Annotated in this window: 24 protein-coding genes, 1 tRNA gene and 1 pseudogene; 7 read left to right on the top strand and 19 right to left on the bottom strand. The window is 56.8% G+C overall.

Annotated features, from left to right (window positions below; genetic code table 11):
* Positions 1-48: 48 nt before the first annotated feature.
* Complete coding sequence (locus ACTF5F_RS10685) at positions 49-471, top strand: Lrp/AsnC family transcriptional regulator (protein WP_438956858.1); 423 nt, start codon at positions 49-51, stop codon at positions 469-471.
* Positions 472-632: 161 nt separating this feature from the next.
* On the opposite strand, the gene ACTF5F_RS10680 is transcribed toward ACTF5F_RS10685, so the two are convergent.
* The 6 genes from ACTF5F_RS10680 to ACTF5F_RS10655 form a co-directional block, all read right to left on the bottom strand.
* On the bottom strand, positions 633-1,085 hold the full coding sequence (locus tag ACTF5F_RS10680) for a disulfide bond formation protein B (protein ID WP_438956857.1): 453 nt from the start codon (positions 1,083-1,085) through the stop codon (positions 633-635).
* Positions 1,082-1,660, bottom strand: coding sequence for a YqaA family protein (locus ACTF5F_RS10675; protein WP_438956856.1), 579 nt, complete (start codon positions 1,658-1,660; stop codon positions 1,082-1,084). Before ACTF5F_RS10675 ends, ACTF5F_RS10680 begins: the two co-directional genes overlap by 4 nt.
* Before the next feature lie 74 nt (positions 1,661-1,734).
* Positions 1,735-1,820 (bottom strand) — tRNA-Leu (locus ACTF5F_RS10670).
* Positions 1,821-1,872: 52 nt separating this feature from the next.
* Positions 1,873-2,388 carry a cytochrome b gene (locus ACTF5F_RS10665; RefSeq protein WP_438956855.1) on the bottom strand — a complete coding sequence of 172 codons (516 nt, stop codon included), beginning with the start codon at positions 2,386-2,388 and terminating at the stop codon, positions 1,873-1,875.
* A 375-nt stretch (positions 2,389-2,763) separates the two neighbouring features.
* Positions 2,764-3,360 carry a nucleotidyltransferase family protein gene (locus tag ACTF5F_RS10660; protein ID WP_438956854.1) on the bottom strand — a complete coding sequence of 199 codons (597 nt, stop codon included), beginning with the start codon at positions 3,358-3,360 and terminating at the stop codon, positions 2,764-2,766.
* A 19-nt stretch (positions 3,361-3,379) separates the two neighbouring features.
* Positions 3,380-5,785, bottom strand: coding sequence for a GcvT family protein (locus tag ACTF5F_RS10655; protein WP_438956853.1), 2,406 nt, complete (start codon positions 5,783-5,785; stop codon positions 3,380-3,382).
* A 377-nt stretch (positions 5,786-6,162) separates the two neighbouring features.
* On the opposite strand from ACTF5F_RS10655, the gene ACTF5F_RS10650 reads away from it, so the two are divergent.
* Positions 6,163-6,474 (top strand): YceI family protein, encoded by a 312-nt coding sequence (locus ACTF5F_RS10650; RefSeq protein ID WP_438956852.1) that lies wholly within the window; start codon positions 6,163-6,165, stop codon positions 6,472-6,474.
* A gap of 52 nt (positions 6,475-6,526) precedes the next feature.
* Here ACTF5F_RS10650 and ACTF5F_RS10645 read toward each other — a convergent pair whose 3' ends face one another.
* Complete coding sequence (locus ACTF5F_RS10645; protein ID WP_438956851.1) at positions 6,527-7,081, bottom strand: YSC84-related protein; 555 nt, start codon at positions 7,079-7,081, stop codon at positions 6,527-6,529.
* Positions 7,082-7,193: 112 nt separating this feature from the next.
* On the bottom strand, positions 7,194-8,192 hold the full coding sequence (gene hemB / locus ACTF5F_RS10640) for a porphobilinogen synthase (RefSeq protein WP_438956850.1): 999 nt from the start codon (positions 8,190-8,192) through the stop codon (positions 7,194-7,196).
* 125 nt (positions 8,193-8,317) lie between these two features.
* Between hemB and ACTF5F_RS10635 the strand changes: the two genes are divergently transcribed.
* Both ACTF5F_RS10635 and mfd read left to right on the top strand, forming a co-directional pair.
* Positions 8,318-8,845, top strand: coding sequence for a component of SufBCD complex (locus tag ACTF5F_RS10635; protein ID WP_438956849.1), 528 nt, complete (start codon positions 8,318-8,320; stop codon positions 8,843-8,845).
* Between the two features lie 36 nt (positions 8,846-8,881).
* Positions 8,882-12,334, top strand: a complete 3,453-nt coding sequence (gene mfd, locus ACTF5F_RS10630) for a transcription-repair coupling factor (protein ID WP_438956848.1) — start codon at positions 8,882-8,884, stop codon at positions 12,332-12,334.
* Here the strand turns inward: mfd and ACTF5F_RS10625 are convergent.
* The 3 genes from ACTF5F_RS10625 to ACTF5F_RS10615 are packed head-to-tail and all read right to left on the bottom strand — an operon-like array spanning position 12,331 to position 15,597.
* The gene (locus tag ACTF5F_RS10625; RefSeq protein ID WP_438956847.1) at positions 12,331-13,536 is read right to left on the bottom strand and encodes a multidrug effflux MFS transporter; all 1,206 of its coding nucleotides are present in this window, start codon (positions 13,534-13,536) and stop codon (positions 12,331-12,333) included. The genes mfd and ACTF5F_RS10625 overlap by 4 nt on opposite strands.
* The gene (locus ACTF5F_RS10620) at positions 13,533-14,177 is read right to left on the bottom strand and encodes a DsbA family oxidoreductase (RefSeq protein ID WP_438956846.1); all 645 of its coding nucleotides are present in this window, start codon (positions 14,175-14,177) and stop codon (positions 13,533-13,535) included. The genes ACTF5F_RS10625 and ACTF5F_RS10620 overlap by 4 nt, the downstream gene beginning before the upstream one ends.
* The gene (locus ACTF5F_RS10615) at positions 14,164-15,597 is read right to left on the bottom strand and encodes a class I adenylate-forming enzyme family protein (protein ID WP_438956845.1); all 1,434 of its coding nucleotides are present in this window, start codon (positions 15,595-15,597) and stop codon (positions 14,164-14,166) included. Before ACTF5F_RS10615 ends, ACTF5F_RS10620 begins: the two co-directional genes overlap by 14 nt.
* 97 nt (positions 15,598-15,694) lie before the next feature.
* Between ACTF5F_RS10615 and ACTF5F_RS10610 the strand changes: the two genes are divergently transcribed.
* Entirely contained in the window at positions 15,695-16,318 is a 624-nt protein-coding gene (locus ACTF5F_RS10610; RefSeq protein ID WP_438956906.1) for a helix-turn-helix domain-containing protein, read from the top strand.
* On the opposite strand, the gene ACTF5F_RS10605 is transcribed toward ACTF5F_RS10610, so the two are convergent.
* The 3 genes from ACTF5F_RS10605 to ACTF5F_RS10595 are packed head-to-tail and all read right to left on the bottom strand — an operon-like array spanning position 16,307 to position 18,931.
* Positions 16,307-16,963 carry an aquaporin gene (locus ACTF5F_RS10605; RefSeq protein ID WP_438956844.1) on the bottom strand — a complete coding sequence of 219 codons (657 nt, stop codon included), beginning with the start codon at positions 16,961-16,963 and terminating at the stop codon, positions 16,307-16,309. The genes ACTF5F_RS10610 and ACTF5F_RS10605 overlap by 12 nt on opposite strands.
* A complete protein-coding gene (locus ACTF5F_RS10600) occupies positions 16,964-17,089 on the bottom strand; it encodes a hypothetical protein (RefSeq protein ID WP_438956843.1) in 126 nt (41 codons plus the stop codon).
* 33 nt (positions 17,090-17,122) lie between these two features.
* A complete protein-coding gene (locus ACTF5F_RS10595; RefSeq protein ID WP_438956842.1) occupies positions 17,123-18,931 on the bottom strand; it encodes an extracellular solute-binding protein in 1,809 nt (602 codons plus the stop codon).
* 326 nt (positions 18,932-19,257) lie between these two features.
* On the opposite strand from ACTF5F_RS10595, the gene ACTF5F_RS10590 reads away from it, so the two are divergent.
* Positions 19,258-20,028 (top strand): 3-hydroxybutyrate dehydrogenase, encoded by a 771-nt coding sequence (locus tag ACTF5F_RS10590; RefSeq protein WP_438956841.1) that lies wholly within the window; start codon positions 19,258-19,260, stop codon positions 20,026-20,028.
* Positions 20,025-21,044: pseudogene (locus tag ACTF5F_RS10585) on the top strand (patatin-like phospholipase family protein). Before ACTF5F_RS10590 ends, ACTF5F_RS10585 begins: the two are co-directional and overlap by 4 nt.
* Here the strand turns inward: ACTF5F_RS10585 and ACTF5F_RS10580 are convergent.
* The 5 genes from ACTF5F_RS10580 to ACTF5F_RS10560 all read right to left on the bottom strand — a co-directional run bounded on the left by ACTF5F_RS10580 (position 21,037) and on the right by ACTF5F_RS10560 (position 25,055).
* Positions 21,037-21,639, bottom strand: a complete 603-nt coding sequence (locus tag ACTF5F_RS10580) for a LysE/ArgO family amino acid transporter (RefSeq protein WP_438956840.1) — start codon at positions 21,637-21,639, stop codon at positions 21,037-21,039. The pseudogene ACTF5F_RS10585 and the gene ACTF5F_RS10580 overlap by 8 nt on opposite strands.
* Entirely contained in the window at positions 21,640-22,359 is a 720-nt protein-coding gene (locus ACTF5F_RS10575; RefSeq protein WP_438956839.1) for a DUF502 domain-containing protein, read from the bottom strand.
* Between the two features lie 77 nt (positions 22,360-22,436).
* A complete protein-coding gene (locus tag ACTF5F_RS10570; RefSeq protein WP_438956838.1) occupies positions 22,437-23,354 on the bottom strand; it encodes a pseudouridine-5'-phosphate glycosidase in 918 nt (305 codons plus the stop codon).
* A complete protein-coding gene (locus ACTF5F_RS10565; protein WP_438956837.1) occupies positions 23,351-24,232 on the bottom strand; it encodes a PfkB family carbohydrate kinase in 882 nt (293 codons plus the stop codon). Before ACTF5F_RS10565 ends, ACTF5F_RS10570 begins: the two co-directional genes overlap by 4 nt.
* Positions 24,233-24,257: 25 nt before the next feature.
* Positions 24,258-25,055: a DUF4198 domain-containing protein gene (locus ACTF5F_RS10560; protein WP_438956836.1), complete on the bottom strand. Its 798-nt coding sequence runs from the start codon at positions 25,053-25,055 to the stop codon at positions 24,258-24,260.
* Positions 25,056-25,210: the final 155 nt, after the last annotated feature.

The following is a 25,210-nucleotide window of genomic DNA, read 5'->3' as shown; positions in this document are numbered from 1 at the left end:
GCGGTCCAAAGGTGCGAAACGCATGAAGATTGATCGAAACGGATAGTTGTGTTGGACGAATTGGATATGAGCCTTGTGCGGATGCTGCGCCGGAACGCGCGGGCATCTTTGTCAGAACTGGCGGCTGATTTGGGTGTGCAACGCAACACCGTGCGCGCGCGGATGGCAAAGCTGGTGGAGGCGGGCGATATCGTCGGCTTCACGGTCGAAACAAAGGCCGACATCAGTGACTACCCCGTGCGTGGTTTGATGATGTTGGAGATTGCGGGACGGCAAAGTGAGAAGGTCGCGGCGGCGCTTTTGAAGCGGCCAGAAGTTCAGGCGGTGCATTCGACCAACGGCAAGTGGGATTATATCGCTGAGATTGGGGCGGAGACGCTGGAGGCATTCGATGCCGCCCTGACTGCGATCCGTCGGACAGAGGCGATTGGCCGGACAGAGACAAGTATTTTACTGTCGACGCGGCGGTAAGGCGCGGGTCGAGCGCGTAGCGCGCCGCGCCAACACCTGCCCGTCCCGGCGGGCTGATGTTTTTTAGGCCGAGCGCATCAGCAAATTTGTAGTCAGTGCTTGGCGACCATTAAGCGCGGCCGAACGCTTGTTGCATCACCAGCCCACGGGCAGTTCTTGGACTAAGCCTTCCGCGCAGCGGCCAGCCAAATCAGCGCAAAGCCGAAGGAAAACAGAGCATTCCAGCTTGCCATCGACAGCGTCAGGAATTCCCAACTCACCTGATCGCACATCACCAGACGCGGGCCGTCGGTCGACAAAAGATCTGTCGCTGAAAGGTCGGTGAGGCCACCGCCTGTGCAACTGGTCGGGCCTTCCCACCAATCCCGCTCCACCCCCGTGTGGTAGACGCCGACGCCAGAGGTGCCGAACGCAGCGAGCGCGCCCAGTAATGCAAGGACACGGGCAGGAACAAAGTAGGCCACGATACTGATCGCGATGGCCACGAAGTGGGGCCAACGTTGCCAATAACACATCTGGCACGGAGGATAGCCGAAAAACTCAAACGTATAGGCCCCTGCGAGCAAGGCGAAAGAGCCAGCGGCGGCAAGGGTGGTGAGCATTTGGCGGGTCATAGATACCTCACTAGGGCAAAGCCGCCGATCAGCAGAACACAAAAGAGCGTGAACATGAGGCCAAGACGTTTTTCCATAAAGTCGCGGATCGGTGCGCCAAATTTCCAGAGGAGCGTGGCAACAAAGAAGAACCGCAGCGCGCGCGCGAGGATGGCGGATACGATGAAGACTGGCAGCGACAATTGCGTGACGCCCGACATTATCGTGATGACTTTGAACGGGAAAGGGGTGACGCCGGCGATCAGCACAGCCCACGCCCCGTGTTCATTATAACGGGCGGAGAATTCGGCGACGGCATCACCCTTGCCATAGAAATCAAAGATAGGCTGACCGGCCAGTTCGAAGAGTGCGTAGCCGATGTAATAACCCAAAAGCCCGCCAAGGACGGAGGCGACCGTGGCTATCCCTGCGATGAGAAATGCTTTCGAAGGGCGGGCGATGATCATCGGGATCATCAGCACGTCGGGGGGGATCGGAAAGAAGCAAGATTCCACAAAGGCGACAATTGCCAGCGCCCAAAGCGCATGGCGCGATTGCGCCAGACCCATCGTCCAATTGTACAGACCTTTGATCATACTTGCCTCTGCCGCGATCACGTCGCTTAGGCCATGAGGCGCGGTCTAGGTCAAGGCAGGCGAGAAGGATTTGGTGGTGCCGATGGAGAGACTCGAACTCTCACGATGTTGCCATCGGGGGATTTTGAATCCCCTGCGTCTACCATTCCGCCACATCGGCACGTTGCGTGTCCTAGCGTTCAGTCGCAGGGGGGTCAATCCACTATTCGGTCTTAGCTCGCCTTTCCGTTTGACGAGAGGCCGGGGACCATGCTTTCAAAGATCCCGTCTCTGCGAATGAAGCGATGCCAGAGCGCACCAGCGATGTGCGTGATCAACAGTATCGGCAGCGCGGCGAGTGCAAATTCATGCAAACCAATCATCGCCGACAGAAACAGACCGGAAAGCACCGGGGTTGTGTATCCCAGAGCAATGCCCAGACCTGAGATCACGATCAAGAAGACGCTTGCATAAAGTCCGACGTGAACGGCTTGAGAGGCGAATTTTTCCCACCGCGGCGCGTCTGTGGGCAGGCGCGTATGGCCGGCCACTTTCTTGGTCCACAACAGGCGCAAGGCAAAGAGGCCACCCAGCAGGAGGGAAAAGATCACCTCTGTCCGTAACAAATTCGGATCAGCGAGTTGAGACACGTTGTCGAGGCCCTTGAAATAGCCAAAAGCAATCAATGCGGCGGAGGCCCAATGGATGCTACGGGTGATAAAGCTATGTGGTTTTGCCGGAGTGGTCATATCTGTCTTTCCATCTTGTGTGGACCGACATGTGACCGGTGAACTTAATGAGAACCTGATGGCAACCTTACAAGTTTGTCAGGTTCGAGAAAGCCAGGAGTGCCGCACGGCCATGAAAATGACTTGATTCGGAGTGTCGCGGCGCAATTTCTGGGCGCACTGGAAACAAAAACAAGTATGCGTAATCGTTGTTTTGGGCACGTGAACAAAAGTGTGGCGAAACGCCTTCACTCAATTGACATCAATATCGGGCCTGTGCGGCTGTCGCGTTGTTTTCCATTCGTGATCGGTCTGCCCGCGTTTTCTCGTTAGAGGCGACGCGTTGACGCAAAACTTGGCGAAAAATTGGAAACAAAGATGAAATCGGACCTTGGACTAAGCCGCTCCACGGCATTGCGCGTTTTGCAGAAGTCGTGATGCCCTGATCACCTTGTGAATTTCGCGATCTTTGGAAAGTTGGACGCGGATCAGATTTAAGTTGGGATTTGACACGATCAAATTCGCGCCGTCATCACCTGACAGCTCTGAAAATTCTGGCCGAAGGTCGCTGGAAACGAGGATCGGATGGCCTGGGTCGTCCCTATCGGTAAAGGCGCGGACCACAGTGTTTTTTGCTTGGTGCGGAAATGTGGTGGTGACTTTTTGAAGGTCAGCGGTTTCCAAATCCGGCATGTCGGCTAGGACGATCATGAAGGCCTCGCACGGGGGCAGGCGGCGGACCGCCCCCCGCATGGGGCCGCCAATCCCTTCTTTGTGACCGGGCACGTCAAAGCAGGTGACAGGTTCGTCGCGTAGGGCTTCATATCTGGGATGCCACGGGCCGGGGATCGCGGCAAAGACAGGGTGCCCCGTAGCCGCTGCACGGCGGCACGTGCGCACAATCAGCGGCACGCCATCGATCTTGAGCATCAGCTGATCTTCGCCACCCATGCGCCGCGATGTCCCTGCTGCTATGATCAAAATCGGTATCATTGGATAGAATCTAGTGCCTCTAACCCGTGGTGACGATACCTTTTGGCTCAAATAGCGGGGACGTGATCAGTCGTGCTTTGCACATCTTGCCAAGGATTTCGATCTCCGCCTCCAGCCCGTCCTTCGCCTTGTCGCGCGGGATGAGAGCAAGGGCAATGGATCTCTGTGTGTGGTGACTGTAGCCGCCGGAGGTGCAGAAGCCCACGACTTCGCCGTCGATAAAGACCGGTTCATAAGCTGTGACGTCGGCGTCGTTGGCGTCCACCTCAAACGCAACGGAGGTGCGGGCCGGTGGGTTGGCGCGTTCAGCCTCGGCCGCTGCACGACCGATGAAATCGGTGTTCTTGGACCATTGTATGAAACGGTCGATGCCAGTTTCGGCGGCGGTGTAATCAGGTGAAAACTCCCGCAACCAAGACCCGAACAACCGATCAAGGCGGAGCGACATCATTGTGCGCATCCCAAACGGTGTGATGTTCATCGGTTGGCCCGCGTCCCAAAGGGTGTGCCACAGCTGACGCTGATCCATCGGGTCGCAATAAATCTCAAATCCAAGGTCGCCAGTGTAGCTGACTTGCTGCACAGTGCAGGTCACTTGCCCAATGGTCATTTGCCGCACGTCGCGGAATTTGAGGTCTGTCGCGTCGCGTGTGCAGGCGGCGAGCAGATCGCGTGATTTCGGCCCCGCGATCTGAAAACCCGTCCGGCGGTCACTGACATTTCGGACCTGCACGCCGTCCTCAAAGTGTTGCAGGAACCAGCGGTAGTGCGCCTCTTGATAGCCGTAGCTGGCGGTGAGTTGGAAGTTACCTTCCTCAAGACAGCTCACGGTGAAGTCGCCCATCAGCTTGCCTTTGGGCGTCAGCATTGGGGTGAGTGTGATCCGGCCAGGCTGCGGAAGGCGACCTGCCATGATTTTGTCGAGCCATGCCCGGGCGTTTGGCCCCGTGATGGCGAATTTGCCGAAATTCTGGATTTCGTTGATGCCGACGCTGTCGCGGACGGCACGCACTTCACGCCCCACAGCCTCAAAAGCGTCCGACCGGCGGAAGGAGGGTGTTTCGTACGTCGGTTCATCGCCTTGAGCAAAGTAATTGGGCACCTCAAGCCCGAACTGATGGCCAAAGACAGCGCCAAGATCTTTGAAAATGTCATACATCGCCGTGGTGCGGTGCGGACGGGCGGCGGGCAGTTCTTCGTTTGGGTAGCTGACAGAGAAACGGTTTTGGTAGTTCTCAATCACTTTTGGACGGGTATAGCCTTTCGTGATCCACTTGCCGTAGCGCGCGACGTCAAGAGCGGTGACATCGCGCTCGCACTCGCCTTCAATCATCCATTGCGCCAGCATCAGCCCAACACCGCCGCCTTGGCTGAAGCCCGCCATAACACCGCAAGCGGACCAGTAGTTCCGCACGCCGGGGACGGGGCCAACAAGCGGGTTGCCGTCAGGAGCAAAGGTGAACGGACCGTGGATCACCGTTTTGACGCCGGAGCGTTCGAGGATCGGGAAGCGGCGGTAGGCAAAGTTAATGGAGTTTTCGATCTTGTCGAGGTTGTCCGGCAAAAGTTCATGCCCGAAAGTCCAAGGGGTGCCGTCGACCGCCCACGGTTTGCAGGGCTTTTCGTAGAACCCTATACACAGGCCGCGGCCTTCCTGCCTGAGATAGCTTTCTCCACCAGGATCGATGATATGCGGATGCTCTTCGTCGCGTTCGTAAATCTCGGGAATCTCATCGGTGACGATGTATTGATGCTCCATCGGGTGCAGCGGCGCATAGATGCCTGCCATTGCCGCAACTTCACGCGCCCAAAGCCCACCTGCGTTGACCACATGTTCGGTGTGAATGGTCCCTCTGTCCGTCACCACGTCCCATGTGCCGTCGGAACGCTGGTTGGTTTCTTTGACCATCGTGTGGATTTTTACCGTCGCCCCACCCATCCGCGCGGCTTTGGCATAAGCGTGGGTGGTGCCCGACGGGTCGAGGTGCCCGTCGAGCGGATCATACAGCGCCCCGATGATCCCGTCCGTATTGGTGATCGGGGCCATCTTCTTGATCTCGTCCGGCCCAACAATGTGGGTGTCAAGGCCCATGTAGCGATGCTTGGCCCGTTCTGCGACGAGCATGTCAAAGCGGTCTTGATTATCGGCAAGGGTCAGACCGCCGACGTGGTGCAGACCGCAGGACATGCCGGTGATCTTTTCCAGCTCTTGATAGAGGTTAATGGTGTACCCCTGCAGCGCAGCCATATTGGTGTCGCCGTTCAAGGTGTGGAAGCCGCCCGCCGCGTGCCAGGTAGAGCCGGAGGTCAGCTCTGACCGATCGAGGAGCATGACATCGGACCAGCCGAGTTTTGTCAGGTGATAGAGGACCGAACATCCGACAACGCCTCCGCCAATAACGACCACGCGCGTGTTGGTTTTCATTTTGTGACCTCCATCGTTTTGGTCAGTCTGAATCTCCCATGGGCAGATTCTTGTTCTCAACCGACCAGTTGTGTCGATTTTCATTCACGTGTGCGTTCACATGTATTTTAGTGGGCCGTGATCAGAGTGCAGAATAATAGCGTCCGATTGCTTGGAGGTGGATGATGCCGTTTTGGAGAATCGCGCTGCCTGCTTTTGTCGGTTTTTAGACCGTGCCAGCAGGAGCTGCGCCACAAAGCTACACGCTGAAAATTGACGACTCTCGCATCGGGTTCACCAACAATCTGCAATGGTCAGAATTTCAGGGGGAGATACCGATTGCGGCGGCCGATATGGTGATTGATTTTGACAATCTGAGCCGATCATAGGTTTTTGTGATGTTTCATATGACAGGGACGCATGCAGGTTTTGGCAAGTTGACGGAAGCTGTGCGCTCTGAGGCGGTTCTGTCGACCACGCAGAATCCGCGGGCAACTTTTGAGAGGTCGCGAGTGACGCGGTCAGGGATCGGGGCCACGTTCGAAGGCAATTTGACGCTTCAGGGTGTCGTGCGACCGGTCACACTGGACGCGCGCATCTACCGCGAACGGGGCAGCGATATGGGCGATTTGAGCACTCTTGTGCTTCACATCACCGGCGATTTGGACCGAAACGAATTTGGGGCCTCCGGAGATGCCAATCTTGTCTGAACCAAAATTGGGTTGAACGTCGTCGTCTCAGTCGCCGCTGTGTGATCCCAGATTATGGGATGATGCGGGTATATTTAGTGCCCTCAAGTGTTGCGCCGATCCGCAGGCCCGCCTGACCAAAGACCAGCGCAACCACAGGGGACAGGGAGGTTGTCGTGTCTGCCCGCAAGACTTCACCTTGTTCCGCGATGGCGTACTCAAGATCAGCGCCAGCGGCCCAGCCGTCAGACGTGCGGAAATCCATCAGTGCGTCAGATGTCATGAAGAACAGCACGTGGCTGAACTGTTGTGCGCCAATTTGGAGACCAGCGGAGGCGGAGGCGGCGCTGTAGTAGTCCACACTACTGTCGCCAACGCGCAGGGCACCACGCCCGAAGGACGCGCCAAAACCCAATCCAATTTCGGATACAAGGGGCATTACAAGTTGACCTGCTGACCGATCAGCAAGGTCCTGCATGCCAGGGTAGTTGGCGTAGAGGAAGTTGAGTGTTTCGGCCACGCGGGCATCAATCATCGCGGCGCCACTGCCACCAATGCCGTTGCCGCAGGCTGCCAAAGGAAGTGCAGCCGCCCCAAGCGCAAAGCTGCGTCTACTGAAGTTTGTCATCTGAATATGCCTTATACTGCCGATATTGGGGCTTTTGCCCTCTTAGCAACTTTATAAACAGTGCCGTCGGCACTGTCACGCGCAAGATGTGGTGGTAGTCGATTTTGCGGCGTTACCCATTCAGCGCTTTCGCCACCCGTGGTGCAAAGTAGGTGAGGATGCCGTCGCAACCCGCTCTTTTAAAACACAAAAGACTCTCAGCTATCACTTTGTCCCCATCGAGCCAGCCGTTTTGTACGGCGGCCATCAGCATCGCGTATTCGCCGCTGACTTGGTAGGCGTAGGTCGGTACGCCAAAACTGTCTTTCACGCGGCGACAGATATCGAGGTATGGCATCCCAGGTTTCACCATCACCATATCTGCGCCTTCCATCAGGTCGCGTTCCACAAGGCGGAGTGCTTCGTCTGAATTGGCAGGGTCCATTTGGTAGGTGTTTTTATCGCCTGTGAGCGCAGAGCTTGCGCCAACCGCATCACGGAATGGGCCGTAAAAGCTAGAGGCGTATTTGGCGGTGTAGCTGAGAATGGTGACGTTTTGGTGGCCATTGGACTCGAGCGCCGAGCGGATCGCGCCGATGCGCCCATCCATCATGTCAGAGGGGCCGAGGATATCGGCACCAGCTTCAGCCTGAGCGATGGCCATTTTGACCAGCGCTTCAACCGTGCGGTCGTTGACGATCTCTCCGTCGTCGACAAAGCCGTCGTGGCCGTTGATGTTATAGGGGTCGAGCGCGATGTCGGTCATGATCGCAATATCGGGCACTGCGTCTTTGATCGCGCGGATCGCACGGTTGCTGACATTGTTGGGATTCCACGCCATGGCGCAGTCTTCGGTCCGCGCCTCCATCGAGGTGTAAGGAAAGATGCAAATCGCAGGGATGCCCAAGGTGTGCGCCTCTTTCGCGGCAGTGACCGCGCGATCGACGGTTTTGCGTGTGACACCGGACATGGAGGGGATTGGTGTTTCGTCATCTTTGCCGTCCATGACGAAAATCGGCCAAATCAAATCCTCAACCGTCAGCCTGTTTTGCCCTGACAAGGCTCTGAGTGCAGGCGATTGCCGCATCCGGCGGAACCGCATGGAGGGAAAAGGGGCGACGGTCGGTTTCATATTAGGGCCTTTCTGGTCACAAAGCGTTGGTCGCACGGATTTTCCTGCTTGCCAAGGCTAGGCAATTGGCGGCGCTGACGCTAGTGTCCGCCGAACGCAACGAACCGCACAGTAGGACCCCTCGGGTGGACTGGACCACAGCTCTCTTTCAAGTCATCGAACTGCGATCCTTTTCCTCCATCTGGTATTGGATGGCGGTTGCGGTCGTATGGTCGTCTGTGAGTCATTTTGTGCTGGGCGTGCCTAATGACTTGATCCAGCGTGCCCGCCGCGATGAAACGGGGCAAGGGATGCGTGATTTGGAGGATATCGCACGGGTGAACGTGAACCGTTTGGTGCATATAAACCAAACAGCCGGCGCCTTCTTGGTTGGTTTCATCTATTTCCTGCTGACAGCGCTTGGCTTGATTGCCTTTTATTACTGGTTTGAACTGGCGCAGGCGATTTTCTTACTCGCACTGCCGCTGTCCTTTGTCCTTGGGATCAGTATGCACACTGCTTATGTGATGAATGAGGCGCAGCCGAAGGGTAAAGAGTTGATCTCCGCCCTGTTTTGGCACAGATTGAAGACGCAGGTCGTCGGGATCATCGCGATCTTTTTCACAGCGATGTTTGGAATGTACCAAAACCTTGATGTTGTCAGGTTTCTTTAACTTGACACCTGCGCAGGCTCGCATAGGTCGCGTCGCATGTCAGCAGTGAAGAAAACTACCATTAGCGGTGCGCCGGAAGGCTTTGATGCGCAAGTCATCTTGGAAGAGATGGGCAAAAGCGGCGGGCCGGTGTGCCATGTCGCCCGCGATGATAAGCGGTTGGCAGCGATGCAGGCTGCTTTGGCGTTCCTTGCGCCGGATGTGCCTGTTGTCGTGTTTCCGGCGTGGGATTGTTTGCCTTACGACCGTGTGTCGCCTAACGCGGATGTGTCGGCGGCGCGGATGGCCACCCTGGCCGGATTGGTGCATGGGATGCCGCATCAATACATCCTGCTGACCACGGTGAACGCTGCGACGCAGAAGGTGCCACCGCGGTCCTTGCTTAAAGAGGCCGCGTTTTCCGCCACGGTTGGCAAGCGCATGGATGAGGATGGGTTGAAGTCCTTCCTTGTGCGGATGGGTTTTACGCAAAGCCCTACGGTGATGGAGCCGGGGGATTACGCTGTTCGGGGTGGGATCATTGATATCTTCCCGCCAGGCCAGACAGGGCCCATAAGGTTGGACCTTTTCGGTGACGTGTTGGATGGCGCGCGGCGGTTTGATCCCGTTACGCAGCGCACCACCGAAAAACTGACCGAGATCGAACTGGCGCCCGTGTCCGAGGTTGTTCTCGATGAGGCAGCGATCACGCGGTTTCGGCAGAACTATCGCATCGAGTTTGGCGCGGCTGGTACGGACGATCCGCTTTATGAAGCAGTGTCAGCGGGTCGGAAGCATGCAGGTGTGGAACATTGGCTGAGTTTCTTTCAAGACGATCTGGAGACGCTCTTTGACTACTTGCCAGGTGTGACGGTCAGCCTTGACTATCAGGTTGATCCAAGCCGGTTGGCCCGCTGGGAGGCGATCGAAGATCAATACGGCACGCGCATACACGCACTTGAGCAAAAGTCGCGGATGGACACGGTCTATAAGCCTGCACCGCCGAAGCTGCTTTATTTGGATGATGCCGCGTGGGATGCGGCCTTGACCGAAGCGCGGGTCATCCAGTTTGCACCTTTGCCTCAGGCAACAGGGCCCGGTGTTACGGATGCCGGCGGGCGTCCGGGGCGGAACTTTGCGCCAGAGCGCCAGCAAGAACAGGTCAGCCTGTTCGGCAGTTTGGCCTCTCATGTGAAGGCGCGGTTGGCGGATGGGCCAGTTGTGATTGCATGCTATTCTGACGGCGCGCGCGAACGCCTGACGGGATTGATCGAGGATGAAGGTATCGCAGAGGCGATCCCCATCACTGACTTTTCTCGCATCGGAAAGGCGGGCTTGCATCTGGCGGTCTGGGCCTTGGATGCGGGGTTTGAAGCGCCTGGGCTGACGGTGATTTCAGAACAGGACGTCTTGGGCGACCGCCTGATCCGGCAGACGAAGCGGAAGCGACAGGCGAAGAACTTCCTAACGGAAGCCACGTCGCTCGCTCCCGGTGATTTAGCGGTTCACGTCGATCACGGCGTTGGGCGGTTTGTCGGGCTTGAGGTGGTGACAGCCCTTGGTGCCGCACATGAGTGTTTACTGCTAGAGTACGCAGAGCAGGCGAAGCTCTATCTGCCCGTTGAGAATATCGAGCTGCTATCAAAGTACGGTCACGATACGGGGCTTTTGGATCGTCTAGGTGGCGGTGCATGGCAAGCCAAGAAAGCCAAGCTGAAAGAGCGCATCCGTCAGATCGCAGAACGTCTGATCCGTGTCGCGGCAGAGCGGGAGTTGCGCACGGCGCCGGTGATGGAGCCTATGGACGGGCTTTGGGATCAGTTCCTTGCGCGGTTCCCTTATGTGGAAACCGACGATCAGCTTCAGGCGATCGAGGATGTGATGAACGACATGTCCTCCGGTCGTCCGATGGACCGCTTGATCTGCGGCGATGTCGGCTTTGGCAAGACGGAGGTGGCCATCCGCGCGGCCTTTGTCGCTGCATTGACCGGCGTCCAGGTGGCGATCATTGCGCCGACGACCCTCCTAGCGCGACAGCACTACAAGAACTTTGCGGAACGGTTCCGTGGGTTCCCCGTGAACGTGAGGCCCCTGTCGCGGTTTGTGTCCCCGAAGGATGCGAATTCAACGCGGGAAGGGATGGCGAAAGGCACGTTGGATGTTGTCGTGGGCACCCATGCGCTTTTGGCCAAGAACATTCGGTTCAAAAACCTTGGCTTGCTGATCATCGATGAAGAGCAGCATTTCGGGGTACAGCATAAAGAGCGGTTGAAACAGATGCGCACGGATGTGCATGTGTTGACCCTGACTGCAACGCCGATCCCACGGACGTTGCAACTCTCGCTCTCTGGCGTGCGGGACTTGTCGATCATTGGCACACCGCCGATCGACCGCTTGGCGATCCGCACTTATGTCAGTGAATTTGACACCGTCACAATTCGGGAGGCTCTGCTGCGCGAACACTATCGCGGGGGGCAGTCGTTCTTTGTCGTGCCGCGCATTTCCGACATTCCAGAGCTGGAAGCCTTCCTGCGGGATCAGGTGCCGGAAGTGTCCTTTATCACCGCCACCGGCCAGATGGCGGCGGGGGAGTTGGATGATCGGATGAACGCTTTCTACGACGGCAAGTACGACGTTTTGCTGGCGACCACGATTGTAGAATCCGGCCTCGACATTCCAACGGCGAATACTATGATCATCTGGGCGGCAGATATGTTCGGCTTGGCGCAGCTTTATCAGATCAGGGGCCGTGTTGGCCGGTCTAAAACCCGTGCCTATGCCTATCTGACCACGAAGCCACGCCAACGATTGACGGACACTGCGCAGAAACGATTGCGGGTGTTGGGGTCGCTCGACAAATTGGGGGCAGGGTTCACGCTGGCCTCCCAAGACCTCGACATTCGCGGGGCAGGCAATCTTCTGGGCGAAGAGCAGTCCGGCCAGATGAAAGAGGTAGGCTACGAGCTTTACCAACAGATGCTGGAAGAGCAGATCGCCGCGATCAAGTCAGGCTCCGCCGACGGGATCGTCGATGACGGACAATGGGCACCCAATATCAACCTTGGGATTCCTGTACTTATTCCAGAGGATTACATCCCGGATCTGGATGTCCGTCTGGGCCTCTATCGTCGTTTATCAGAACTCAGCACCAAGGTAGAGCTGGAAGGGTTCGCGGCAGAACTCATTGACCGCTTTGGCAAACTGCCGAAGGAAGTGAACTCCCTCATGCTGGTCGTACGGATCAAGGCGATGTGCAAGAAAGCGGGAATTGCCAAGCTCGACGCAGGGCCGAAAGGCGCGACAATCCAATTTCACAACGATAAGTTCGCAAGCCCGCAGGGGTTGGTCGAATTCATCAACGATCAACGCGGTTTGGCAAAGATCAAGGACAACAAAATCGTCGTGAAACGGGATTGGACCAAGGAAAAGGACAAAATCCAAGGCGCGTTCAACATCGCTCGCGATCTCGCCCAAAAGTTGGCGGATGAGCGAAAGCGGAAGGCCGGTTAATCTTCGCCCGGTCGCTTGATCTTGTTCGTGATAGCAAAGGCAAGCGTGGCTAGGATGACAACCGCGAAGCCTAAGGGGATTGGTGTGCCGTTGAAGGCGAGGCCCACAGGGATCGCGATGAGGACGGAGCCGACGGTGCCAATGGCGGCGACAGCGGTTGCGGCGAGGCCCGCGATGTGGGGCAAAGGCTCCATCGCTAGGGCATTGAGATTGCCAAGTGTGAGTCCAGCATTGAAGAAGCATCCCAAGATGAAGATGTAGAACGACCAGAAGCGGACCGTCTCACTGCCTAAGAATTGCATGATCAGCATGACGACAGCGATCAGCACCATTGCTTGAAACGAACGGCGTATGATCGCGCGCATCCCGTAGCTGCCCACGATTCGCGCGTTCAGCAGCGATGAACTGGCCGCGATGACCGCGATGCTGCCGAACCATAGGTGAAAATGGTCGCCACGCCCAAAGCCCACGTCGAAAATCTGCTGGATCGAGGACAAGCTTGAGAAGAGGATACCGAACCCCAGCGTCTGCACGATGATCGACAGGCGTGTTGTTTCGGTTGCGAAAACCTCTTTCGTGGCTTCCCAGAGTTTGGTCGGGTTCAGCGGACGGCGGTCCTCGGCCGTCAGTGTCTCTGGCTGGCGGCGCCAGAGCCAGAGGGTGGTAACGGCAGAGAAGACAAGAAAGCTAAGGAAGATCGCCCGCCAGCCAAAGCCCGCGATAATGACATAGCCCAGCGTCGGGGCGAGGGCGGGGACGAGCGAAAAGATCAGCAGCACAAAGGACGTAATCCGCGCCATGTTCCGCCCGCCATAGAGGTCACGGATCATCGCCATGGCGACCACGCGCGGGCCTGCCGCGCCGATGCCTTGGATCAGGCGCGCGAACAGCACCCCTTCAAGGCTTTGCGCGACATAGGCCCAGAGTGCAGCGGCGGAATAGATCAGCGCGCCGCCGATCATCACAATCTTGCGCCCGAAGGAGTCCGACAAGGGACCAGTAAAAAACGTGCCAAGGCCCATGCCAAGGATAAAGACTGAGAGGATCAGTTGCGCGTTGTTGAGCGCGACAGGGCTGAGTTCTTCGCCAATCTCAGGCAGCGCGGGCAACATCGCATCAATGGAGAACGCGACCGTGGCGGTGAGCATGGCCATGAGCGCAATGAATTCGCCTTGGCTTAGTCTTTGGCTTGGTTGGGTCACTCCGCCTGATCCAACTGATCTTGAATTTCCTTGATTACCTTCGCCCACATTTCCGGCGGTTGGGCCCCCGGGACGGCGTGTTGGTTGGCGACGATGAAGGTGGGGACGGATTGGATGCCCATTTTGCGGCTGTGCACGTCGCGGGCGCGGATATCTTCGATGTCGCTGTCGGTTTTCAACAGGCGGGTGACCATGCTGGTGTCCATTTCGGCGGTTTCCGCGATGGCGGACAACACCTCGTGATCGCTGATGTCGCAGCCTTCGACGAAGTAGGCTTTGAAGAGCAGGTCGACGACGAGCAATTGCAGCTGCTCCAGCCCCGCCCAATGGATCAATCGATGGGCATCGATGGTGTTGGGCGTCTTTTGGATCTTATCGAGGTTAAGTTCGACGCCTGCATTCTCCGCATGCGTGACGACGGGGCCGTAGGCTTGCATCACACCCTCCTTACCGCCGAATTTTGCTTCAAGGTACTCACGGCGGTCCATACCTTCGGGCGGCATGTCGGGGTTCAGTTGGAAGGGGTGCCATTGAATCTCAAACGGATGATCCGGAAAGTCGGCAAGCGCCTTGTCGAAGTTGGATTTGCCAATGTAGCACCACGGGCAGACGGGATCGGAGATGATATCAAGCTTGACCATGTGCGGCCTCCCAATCTTGGCGGAGCTTCTGGCGCAGAAGCTTGTTGTTATTCCCACGCGGCAGCTGAGACACCGGAACGAAAAGACGCGGGATTTTGTAATCGGCAAGGCGGGTTGCAAGAGCCGATTTGATCTCGTCCTCGTCTATCAGGTTTGGCGCGACATAAAAGGCGGCAATCAGCGAAAGGTCGTATTTGAGCCGCACTTCTGCGCAGGCCACTTCTGTGATTTCCGAACATTGGGCGAGGGCGGCTTCCACCTCTATCGGGCTTACGCGGTGCCCGCCTGCGTTCATCATATCGTTGGCGCGGCCTTTGTAGTGAAACGCTCCGTCTGGTGTTTGCTGCGCGAGATCGCCTGTACGGAACCACGGGCCATCGAACTTAGCGGCCGTTGCATCGGGGGCATTGAAGTAGCCGAGCATAAGGCCAAGATCATCACGGTGGACAGCGATTTCGCCGATCTGGGTGCCGGGGTCCACGTTCAGGACAGTGATCTGCCTGCCGGGTTGCCCAAAGCCCAGCGTGCCTTCGGGGGCGTTATGGAGGGCTGAACCGGAGATGAAGGTTGAGCATTCGGACATGCCGTAGGCTTCGTGAACCTTCGTGTATGTAGCCTGTTCCCATGCCTGTCTCGTTTCTTTGGGGAGTTTTTCACCTGCGGAGAGGCCGTAGCGAAGGTGCGGGGCCGCTGGAAACGTTGTGCGGCTGAGGCGGCGATATACGCCAGGGCTGGCGGCGAAGATGGTAGCTTGCCCCTCGGCCATCAGGTTTGGCAGGTCGGACGTCGGGGTGCCATCGGCGGGGATGAGGGCTGTCGCGCCAAGGGTCCACGGATCCATCAGGCCGGTGCCCATTGTATAGGTCCAATTAAAGGCACCTGCGTGCATAAAACGATCGCCGGCAGTCAGGCCAGTCCAGCCGTCAAACATGCTCCGCCGAGCCCAAATCGCGCGGTGGGCGTGCAACACAGGCATCTGCTTGCCGGAGGTGCCGGAGGTGAAAACGATGTATGCGCCGCGATTGGGATCGCCCATTTCGTAGCCTTCGAACGTTGCTTCAGTCTCCTGAAGGATTGGGATGCCTTTGGGTGCGTTGAGGTCAGGGTCGCAGACGGTGAGTGCGGGCTGGGTTACATCGACGATATGCTCCACCTCCGCCGCCGTCAGTTTAGCTGAGGTCACGATCGGAATGCGGCCCACGGCGATGGCCGCGAGGTAGCTTATGGGGCAGTCAGGCTTATTGCCGAGGCGAAGCAGAACGCGATCGCTTGGTCCACTCGTTTGGTCCGCAATCTGAGCGGCGTACGTTTCAACGGCCTGCCGGAGTTCGCCGTACGTCAAGCGGATGGGATTGGCGCCCACAATCTCCAACGCGGGTTTCTCCGGATCGACATCGGCCGAGAGCACATACTGCGCCATGTTAAAGGATTTTGGGGGAGGTCCTAGGTGCATGGCCCATCGGTATCTGCGGCCTCGTTGGGTTGCAAGCGCAGGCTTGGCTTGGTTATACGAGCGTATGTCCAAGAATGATCCCACCGCCATCGTCCGCGTCGCCCGTGATAATGGGGAGATAGAGAAAGCCGAGCCGCTTGATCTTGGTCTGCGCGTGCGAGAGTTGCGCAAGGCTAAGAATTGGACGCTGGAACAGGCCGCAAAGCAGGCTGGTTTGGCACGCTCAACCCTGTCCAAGATTGAGAATGGGCAAATGTCGCCGACGTATGACGCTTTGAAGAAGGTGGCCGTAGGTTTAGAAATCTCTGTTCCGCAGCTTTTCACACCGCCGTCTGGCGATCAGGTGAATGGGCGGTTGAGTGTGACGAAGTCGGACGAAACCACAGTTCAGATGACCACCACCTATGAGCATGAGCTTTTGGCAGATGGTTTGACCCGCAAGAAGATGCTGCCCTATCGGTCACGCATTCGGGTGCGGGATATGTCCGAGTTTGACGGCTGGATCCGGCACGATGGGGAAGAATTCCTTTACGTGCTGACCGGCGTTGTGCGGCTTTATACGGAGTTCTATGAGCCGCTGGAGTTACGCCGTGGGGACAGTGCGTATTACGATGCCACGATGGGGCACAACGTCATCTCCATCAGTCAGGACGATGCGACGATCCTTTGGATGACGTCACTCACCTGATTTCGGAAAAAGCCAGGGGAATAGTGCAAGCGCGCCCCCGAGGCCGATCACCTGCATGAGGATGAACATGGGGGCGTCGGTTGGCGCAATGCCTGCGAAGGTATCGCTGAAGACGCGGGCGATGGTGACGGCGGGATTGGCAAAGCTGGTGGAAGGAGTGAACCAATAGGCGCCGGTGATGTAGAGAGCCACGAGCGTTGGCACCGCATCGGGTTTGGAGCGGAGGCCACCAGCAATCACAAATAGAAGTCCAAAGGTGGCGATAGCTTCGCCGAACCATTGGCCAAGGCCACTTCGGGTGGTTCCACCGAACTGCCAAATGGGCAGGTCAAACATCAGATGGATGAGCCAGACGCCAACGATCCCGCCAGCAATTTGGACTGGTATGTAGCCCAGCGCGACAGCGGTGTCCGTCTCACGCCGGAGCCAGAAGTAAAGCGTGACGACTGGGTTGAAATGCGCGCCGGAAATTGGGCCAAGTGTGGTGATGATGGCGTAGAGGATGCAGCCGGTCGCAATGGCATTGGCGAGGAGTGTGATTGCGACGTTGCCGTCTGCCAAAGCCGACCCCATAATACCGGAGCCAACAACGCCGATCAAAAGCAGGCAGGTGCCCAAACCCTCTGCCACCAGCATCCGACGCATTTAGAGCAGCATATCCGCAGCACCCAGCACGACTTGGCCTGTTGTGACCGCCGCGTCGGCAGCGATGCGGGCCGGGGTGCAGGCGGTCGTAAAAAGGGCGATCGTTGCTAGAAAGATATACTTCATGTGTGATGCTTTTTGTTGAATGAGGTGGTGGGCTTAGTCTTCCCACCACCATACGTCAGGCTGCCAACCGGGCCAATCGCCAAAGATCGGCAATTCGTCTGGGAACTTGAGCTCTTTAACGTGAGCCTGTCGGCTGATGTTCCACTGATAAATTGGAATAACATAGCGGCCAGAGGTCAAGGTGCGGTCCAAGGCTTTGACGGCGGCCACAAAGTCATCTTGGCTTTCTGAGGTCAGCAGCTTTCCGATCATCTCATCCACGACGGGGGATTTGACACCCATCAGGTTGCGCCCGCCTTCCTCATCCGCGCGTTCAGAGCCGTAGTAGGCGTATTGCTCATTCCCGGGGGAAAGGGAGACGCCGCGACGATAGTAGACCATGTCGAAGTCGTAGGTGTCAGTGCGTTCCTTGAACTGCGGGCGGTCCACGGCAGAGACGGTCGCGGTGATGCCCATTCGTTCGAGCGATTGCACGAACATGTCGGTGATGGCTTTGTTTTCCGACCCGCCGCTTTGAATCAAAATATCAAAAGTGAACGGTGTGCCGTCGGGGTTGGTCATCGCGCCATCCACAACGGTGTAGCCCGCTGCAGCCATCTGATCTAACGCCGCGGCGATCCCTGCGCGGTTACGTTCGCTGCCATCCGCGACGGGAAGCGCGTAGCCATCAAGTGCGCCGGGAGGGAGGTCAGCGGCGAAAGGTTCCAGGAATTCACGGACACGACCTGTGGCGGGGCCATCCTCCATGCCCAAAGGGGAGTTGGACCAATAAGAGGTAATGCGCGGCTGAGCAGAGCCTGTCAGTGTTTCGTTGATAAATTCAAAATTGAACGCATGGAGCATCGCATCACGCACACGCCAGTCTGCAAACTTGTCGCGACGGGTGTTCATTGCAAAACCTGTCATGCCGGAGGGACGTTCATGCGGTACGACGGAAAGAACAACCTCCCCATTCTGAACGCGCGGGAAGTTGTACTGGCTCTCCCACTTGGCAACGTTGAATTCGCGGTTGGCGTTGACTTCGCCGACCTTGAACGCCTCGAACGCGGCTGTGTCATCGCCGTAGAACTCCAACCGGATTTCATCGAGGTTGCCGGTGCCCCTGCGGAAGGGAATGTCGTTGCCCCAGTAGTCAGGGTTGCGTTTGAGGGAGATGTATCGCCCCGCCTCAAACTCATCGATGACATATTCGGCGGAAGTGATCGGCACGATGTCGCGGCCGCTTTCCGCAAATTCCACACCGTCCCATTGTGCTTTCTTCAGGATCGGACGCAGGCCCGCGATCAGAACCAGTTCGCGATCTTCAGTGTTGAAGGTAATGCGCACGGCGCGGGGGCCGGTTTGTTCGAGGGTTTCAACCTTTTCCCAGAAGCCGCGATAGCGTCCGTGGCCTTGGGTGCCGAGTGTTTCGTAGGACCAAAGGACATCTTCGACAGTGACGGGGCTGCCATCTGAGAATGTCGCCTCTTCGCGTAAAGTGAATTCGACCCAATCACGCTCCGGACTTGTCTCAATCGTTTCGGCCAAGACCCCGTAGAGTGAGAATGGTTCATCGAGTGAACGGCCCATCAGGCTTTCTTGCGTCAGAAACCGCAATTGCCAGTGGACGGAGCCTTTTTGAATGTATGGGTTCAGACTGTCGAAGGTGCCAACGCTAGAGGTGACGATTTTGCCGCCGTTGAGCGCATCAGGATTGGCATAGGGTAGATGGGTGAAATCCGCAGAGAGGGCCGGTTCGCCGTACATCGCGATGCCGTGTAGCGGTTCAGCTCGTGCAGACGTGGCCAAAACCACGGAGGCAGCAAAACTGCCCAACGACAGGCGGAAAAAATCTGATCTCATATCTGCTACAATCCTTCTTGGCCCAGTTCTTAGTAACTTTGAGAGTACTGAGGGTTTTCAAGTATTTCAAACTTTTAGCTTGGTTGCTGGCGCCGAATTGCCTATAAAGCAATCACTGCTCGATAGGTTTCTTGCCTGTATGAAACCTGCCTCAAGAACTTTACGCCCGCTTCGTGCGGGCGTTTTTTTTAGGAAAATGGCAGATTCTTGCGAATGTCCGTGCAGGTTTACCTGAAAATTAAGTGATTCTTAAGTCGCCCTGATGGTTGGCTATTTTGCAGTTGCAGCATAGTGTTTTTCCAAAATGATTTGAAAGGATTGCCAAGATGAGCGGCGAAAAGACAGCGATCATTACAGGGTCAAACTCCGGCATCGGATTGGGTGTAGCGTGGGAGCTGGCGCGGGCTGGCGTGAATGTTGTGCTAAACTCTTATACCAATGATGAAAGCGATCATGCCTTGGCCGCGGAGATAGCGAAGGAAACCGGCCTCGATGCGCGGTACATTCAGGCGGATATGTCCAAGGGTAATGCCTGTCGCGTGTTGATAGAAAAGGCCGGTGGCTGCGACATTCTTGTGAATAATGCAGGCATTCAGCACGTTGCCCCGATTGAGGATTTTCCGGTTGAAAAATGGGACGCGATCATTGCGATCAACATGAGCTCTGCCTTTCACACGACAGCGGTGGCTTTGCCGATTATGCGCGAACGGGGTTGGGGCAGGGTGGTCAACATCGCTTCCGCCCACGGGTTGACGGCGTCCCCCTACAAATCGGCCTACGTGGCGGCGAAGCACGGTGTTGTCGGCATGACCAAGGCTGTGGCGTTGGAGACGGCTCAGGAACCAATCACCTGCAATGCCATCTGTCCAGGCTATGTGCTGACGCCATTGGTTGAGGCTCAGATCCCTGACACCGCCAAGAAGTACAACATGAGTAAAGAAGAAGTAGCGCAGAAGATCATCTTGGAGCGCCAGCCGTCCAAGGAATTTGCAACGGTGGAGCAGTTGGGCCAGACCGTGAACTTCCTATGTTCATCAGCAGCGGACCAGATCACAGGCACCACGATCAGCGTTGATGGCGGCTGGACGGCCCTGTGACCAAGCGGATCAATCTGGCGCTTCAGCGCGGCGGGGCACATGGGGCGTTCACCTGGGGTGTGCTGAATGTCTTGCTGGCGGATGAATACATTGAGATTGCCGGCATCTCTGGCACATAGGCGGGTGCGCTCAATGGATCTGCGCTGAAAGCGGGGTTGATTTCTGGCGGCCGCAAGGGAGCGCTTAACAATCTAAATTCACTTTGGGGTCAGGTCGGCGCCCGCAACCGTGGATCGCGTCGCTGACGCCTTTTGCAGGGGCATTTACCAAAGCGCTCGACTATTCGCCCGCTTACGCCTCCTTTGATTTAAGCACTCGTATGTTGTAGCCTTACATGTACAGCGGTCTAGTGAAGAACTCGTGGGAACGGATTTTACGGGAGCTGCATTTTGATCAGGTCTACGCAGCAGATGGGCCAGCGTTGCGGATTTGTGCAACCAATGTGCGGTCTGGCAAGATCAAGCTGTTTCAAGGCGATGAGATTAACCCCACAGCAATCATGGCCCCCGCCTGTTTGCCGAGCCTGTTTAAAGCGGTTGAAATTGAAGATCCCGACACATAACAAGTTGGAGGCTTATTAGGACGGCTGGTACACCGGCAATCCGGCGCTATTTCCGCTGTTCGACAAAGGCCTGCCAAACGACATTTTGGTCGTGAATATCAAACCACTTTATCGCGAAGAGTTGCCGGTGGACAGCACGGCAATCCAGAACCGTGCGAATGAGATCAGCTTTAACACGTCGCTCTTGCGCGAGCTGCGGCCGATCAGTTTTGTGTTGCGCCTGTTGGCCGATGGCAGCATCGAGCGCGAGACAATGAAGGACGTTTTGGTTCACATGATCGCAGATGACGCGCTGATGAATGAGCTGAGTGTTGCAATGAAGACGATTCCGACGCCTGTGATCTTGAACCGTTTTCAAGCAGCGGGTGAGGCGGCAGCGAAGGCGTTTTTGGCAGAGTATAAGGACGACTTGAACGAACGTTCGACCGTCGATCTGGCAGCAATGTTCAGCTGATAAGCTTCAGGGCCAGCGCCCACATCACCACTCCAATCACCACATCAAGGATGCGCCACGCACGGGCCGATTGGAAGATGGGCGTCAATAGCCGCGCACCATAGCCCAGCCCGAAGAAGAACACGAAAGACGACAGGACCGCACCGACTCCGAACGCGGTCCGCTGTGACCCTGCCGGATAATCGGTTGAGATCGCACCGATCAGGCCAAGCGTGTCGAGGTAGACATGTGGGTTGAGCCACGTGAAAGCCGCGCCGGTGACAAGCGTGGTCAAAAGGCCTGCGGACTGCCCCTCGATCTGCATCGCATAGGCACCTTTCCACGCGGCCAAAAACCTCATGGCACCATAGACGAACAGAAAAATCGCACCGCCCCATGCCATAACAATCGGCAGGTTTGGGAATTGCGCAACGATGATGCCGAACCCCAAAAAACCCGCCGTGATGAGGATAGCGTCAGAGGCGGCGCAGAGCAGGCACAGCCAAAACACGTACTGACGCATCAAGCCCTGCCGCAGAACGAAAGCGTTCTGCGCACCGATGGCCAGAATGAGGGAGAAGCCGGTGGCAAAGCCCACCAAGGCTGGCGTGATCATTTAGGTCTCTGGTTTGTCGTCATCTATCCCGTTTGGATAGACAAGCCCGGCAGAGATGACCAGCTTCGCGGCATCTTCCACCGACATATCAAGGACTTTGATGTCGCTGCGCGGTAGGAAGAGGATGAAGCCTGAGGTCGGGTTGGGTGTCGTTGGGACAAAGACGGTCGCGTAGTCCTCGCCGTTCGACAGGTGGCGTTTTATTTCGCCTTTCGCGTCAGTTGAGATAAAGGCAATCGCCCAAAGACCTGGGCGCGGGTATTGGATCAGACAGGCTTTGTCGAATGACGTATCGCGCTGGGAAAAGACCGTCTCCGCAATTTGTTTCGCGCCGTTGTAGATGGAACGAACAACAGGCATGCGATCGACAAGACGTTCGCCGTAGCGCAGGAAGGAGCGGCCCATGAGGCCCTTACCCAACCAGCCCACGAAAATCGTAAAGATCAGGAAGACGAAGACGCCGATGCCACGCACGTTGACCTTGATCCGTTCTTCGCCTGTCAGGCCGAGCGCCCAGTTGACCAATTCTTCTGGATGATAGGCGCGCGGCACGAAAGGCCAGACCCAGCCATCAATCCAGCCCACGACCGTCCAGATCAGCCAAAGGGTTAGGCCAATTGGCGCAATAATGATAAGCCCCGCAAGGAAGTTTCCGCGCAGCCGCGAAATGATCCCGGGTTTGCGGCGGGGTGCATCATCATGGAATGGGTCGTTCGTCATGTCTTGGGTCCTAAGCCGTACTTTGGATGATTTAGGGCGTTGGCCGTGATCTCACAAGGCGATGAGGCGTCTATGGCTCAAACGCTTTTCATTTTGTTGATTTCAGTGGCTATTTCGGCGGCCAAACAGGCATTGTTGCGAACCAAAGCGATATTGGCCGTGAGGGAGCGACCATCGGTTAGCTCAAAGATGCGTCCCAAGAGGAAGGGCGTGACGGCTTTTGCGGCGATGCCTGCGGCCTCCGCTTCGGCGAGGGCTTGGGTGATGATTGGCTGAAGGTCGGCGGTAGGAATCTCATCGTTTTGCGGGATTGGATTACAGACCAATTGCCCGCCGGCAATCCCCATAACACCGCGGGTGATGTGAGCTTTCGCGATCTCTGCAGCCGTATCGAACCGCAGCGGCGCAGGGAGGTCAGAGGCGCGGGACCAGAACTCGGGCAGGGTGTCTTGCCCGACAGCGATGACAGGGACGCCGAGCGTCTCGAGGACTTCAAAAGTTTTGGGAAGGTCGAGGATCGCCTTTGCCCCCGCGCCAACAACGGTGACAGGTGTTTGCGCGAGCTCCTGAAGATCGGCAGACATGTCAAAGCTGCTCTCTGCACCGCGATGCACACCCCCAATCCCGCCAGTGGCGAAGACGGAGATCCCAGCAAGATTTGCCGCAATCATTGTGGCAGCAACGGTGGTGGCTCCAGTCCCACCAGAAGCGATACAGGCGGCAATATCCGCACGGCTGAGTTTCGCAACATCTTTGGCTTGGCCCAATGCTTGAAGCCCATCTGCTTCCAGGCCGATGTGCAGTTTGCCGTTGAGGACAGCGATCGTGGCGGGCACGGCACCCTTTTCGCGCACGTCTGCTTCGACCAATTGGGCCGTCTCAACGTTTTGGGGGTAGGGCATCCCATGCGTGATGATGGTGCTTTCGAGCGCCACGATGGGGTGGTTCTTCTCTCTTGCAGCCTGAACGTCTGCACTGAAATGGAGGGGGATCATTTTGGGGTGGCTCCAGACACGTAGGTCGCTGCGGCCTCCAGGGCGCGGTTTAAGGCGTCGTCACGCGGCATGTATTGAACTTCGGATGCGATGTGCGCGGCCATGAAGGTATCGCCTGCGCCAGTAACACGGGTGACGAGCACTTCGGGCGGGGTTTGGGTGATGAGGCTGTCCTTGGTGCCATCTGTGACTGACCGCGCACCATCTGTCACCAGAACGCGCGCGCAGCCGCGTTTCAGAAGTGTGTCTGCAGCTGACCGGCTGTCTTCAAACTCTGTCGAGCAAAGATAGCCAGCCTCTTCCAAATTCACATACAGAGTGGCTGTTGCATGTGGGATAAAAGCGTTTAGGCGCAGTGCTTTTCCAGGCGAAGCTGGCGCAATTCTGAGGTCTGCGCCTTTGAAGAGGTCGTCCGTTGCGATGGTTTGCAGCAGATCCACCGTCAGGTTGCCGTCCAAAACAAAGGGTTGATCACCAATTTTGAGCGCTCCGGTGCGCAGCGGGGTCAGGATTTTGTCCCCTGCAGCCTCCAGTGAATGGGCATCTGCGATTGCGGCAATAAGGCCATTGCCTCCCTCAATCGCCATATAGACATCTGTGGGCAGGTCGTCGGATCTGTAGATATGGGCGCAATCCATGCCCATCCGCCCCATTTCATGGAGGAGTTCGGCACCAGCCTTGTCCTTGCCAATCGCGGAAAGAACGGTGGGTTTGATGCCAAACTGTTGCAAGGTCATTGCAATGTTGAGCGCCACACCACCGGGCAGGCGGGTGATCCGGCCCGGAACATCTGATCCGACGCGCATGTGATTGGAGGATCGACCAATCACATCCCAAAGGAACGAGCCAACACAAATAATATCAGAAGGTTGTGGCATATAATTAATGTATATCGCGTTGGAATTATTCCGGCATAGCCCAAGTGATATTGGCCCAGAGCGTTTCCCAAACCGCACCCGTTGCTGCCGCCAAGTCATCTGATGGTTCGCGCAACACGACCGCATCTGCCATATACGCATGCCCTGGTTTGACAGGCACGGTGGCGACGCCGTTGTCATCGGTTCTATAAAGCGATACCTCAACCGTGCCATCTGGAGCCTTTACAAAGACTTCTATTTGCTCATTGGCACGCAGATCACGTTGGTAATGCAGTTCGAGCCGGATCTCCGTCAGACCGTCCATGTAGGGATTATCAAGTGCGACAATCTCCGTCTCTAACCCGAGGCGTCGATCAGCACCTTCACCACTGCCAACACTGACCAATGACTTTGAGAACCGCGTGTAAGCCTCTGAAAACCCTTCCTCATCCAGCCCACGCGCACGATGTTCCGTCAGCGCATCGCCCAGATCCTTGTGATCTACGAAGTTCTGAAACTTTTGCCATTCCTCATATTTGATGGTGGCGACTTTCGACAGATAGGCGATGACATGCAGTCCATCACCAAGCGGCTGCAATTGCATGGCAGGACGGTCCCCGACGCGGCCCTGAACATTGGCAAATTTGCCGCCATTCACCGCCACAAACCGTTCGAATTGCGTAGGGATGTAGGACAATCGAATGCCTTCAAAGTTCTCACCGTTGACAACATCGGCTGTGACAATAGTTTCGGCAGGATTCCGATAGCTGTGTGGTTCGATCCAAAGTTCGTGCGCAGTGGCCGGTTGGGCAAAAAGAGCAAGGGTAAGGGCTAAACCGCGCATGGCACACTCCATCTTCGTTGGCACCAAGGTGTCGTTTCTCAAACTGTTGTCAAGCGTGCTGCTGCTGTGGTCACTGCTTGTTGTTCAAGTGACGGCTCATGAGGTTTTGCCGTCTATTGCCGATATGACCCACACCGAGGAGGGGTTGGTTTTTG

Origin of the sequence: Cognatiyoonia sp. (assembly GCF_965661665.1) — a bacterium.
Classification (GTDB): Bacteria; Pseudomonadota; Alphaproteobacteria; order Rhodobacterales; family Rhodobacteraceae; genus Cognatiyoonia.
Note: the sequence above shows the minus strand (reverse complement) of the source record. Positions and strands in the feature narration are given on the sequence as shown.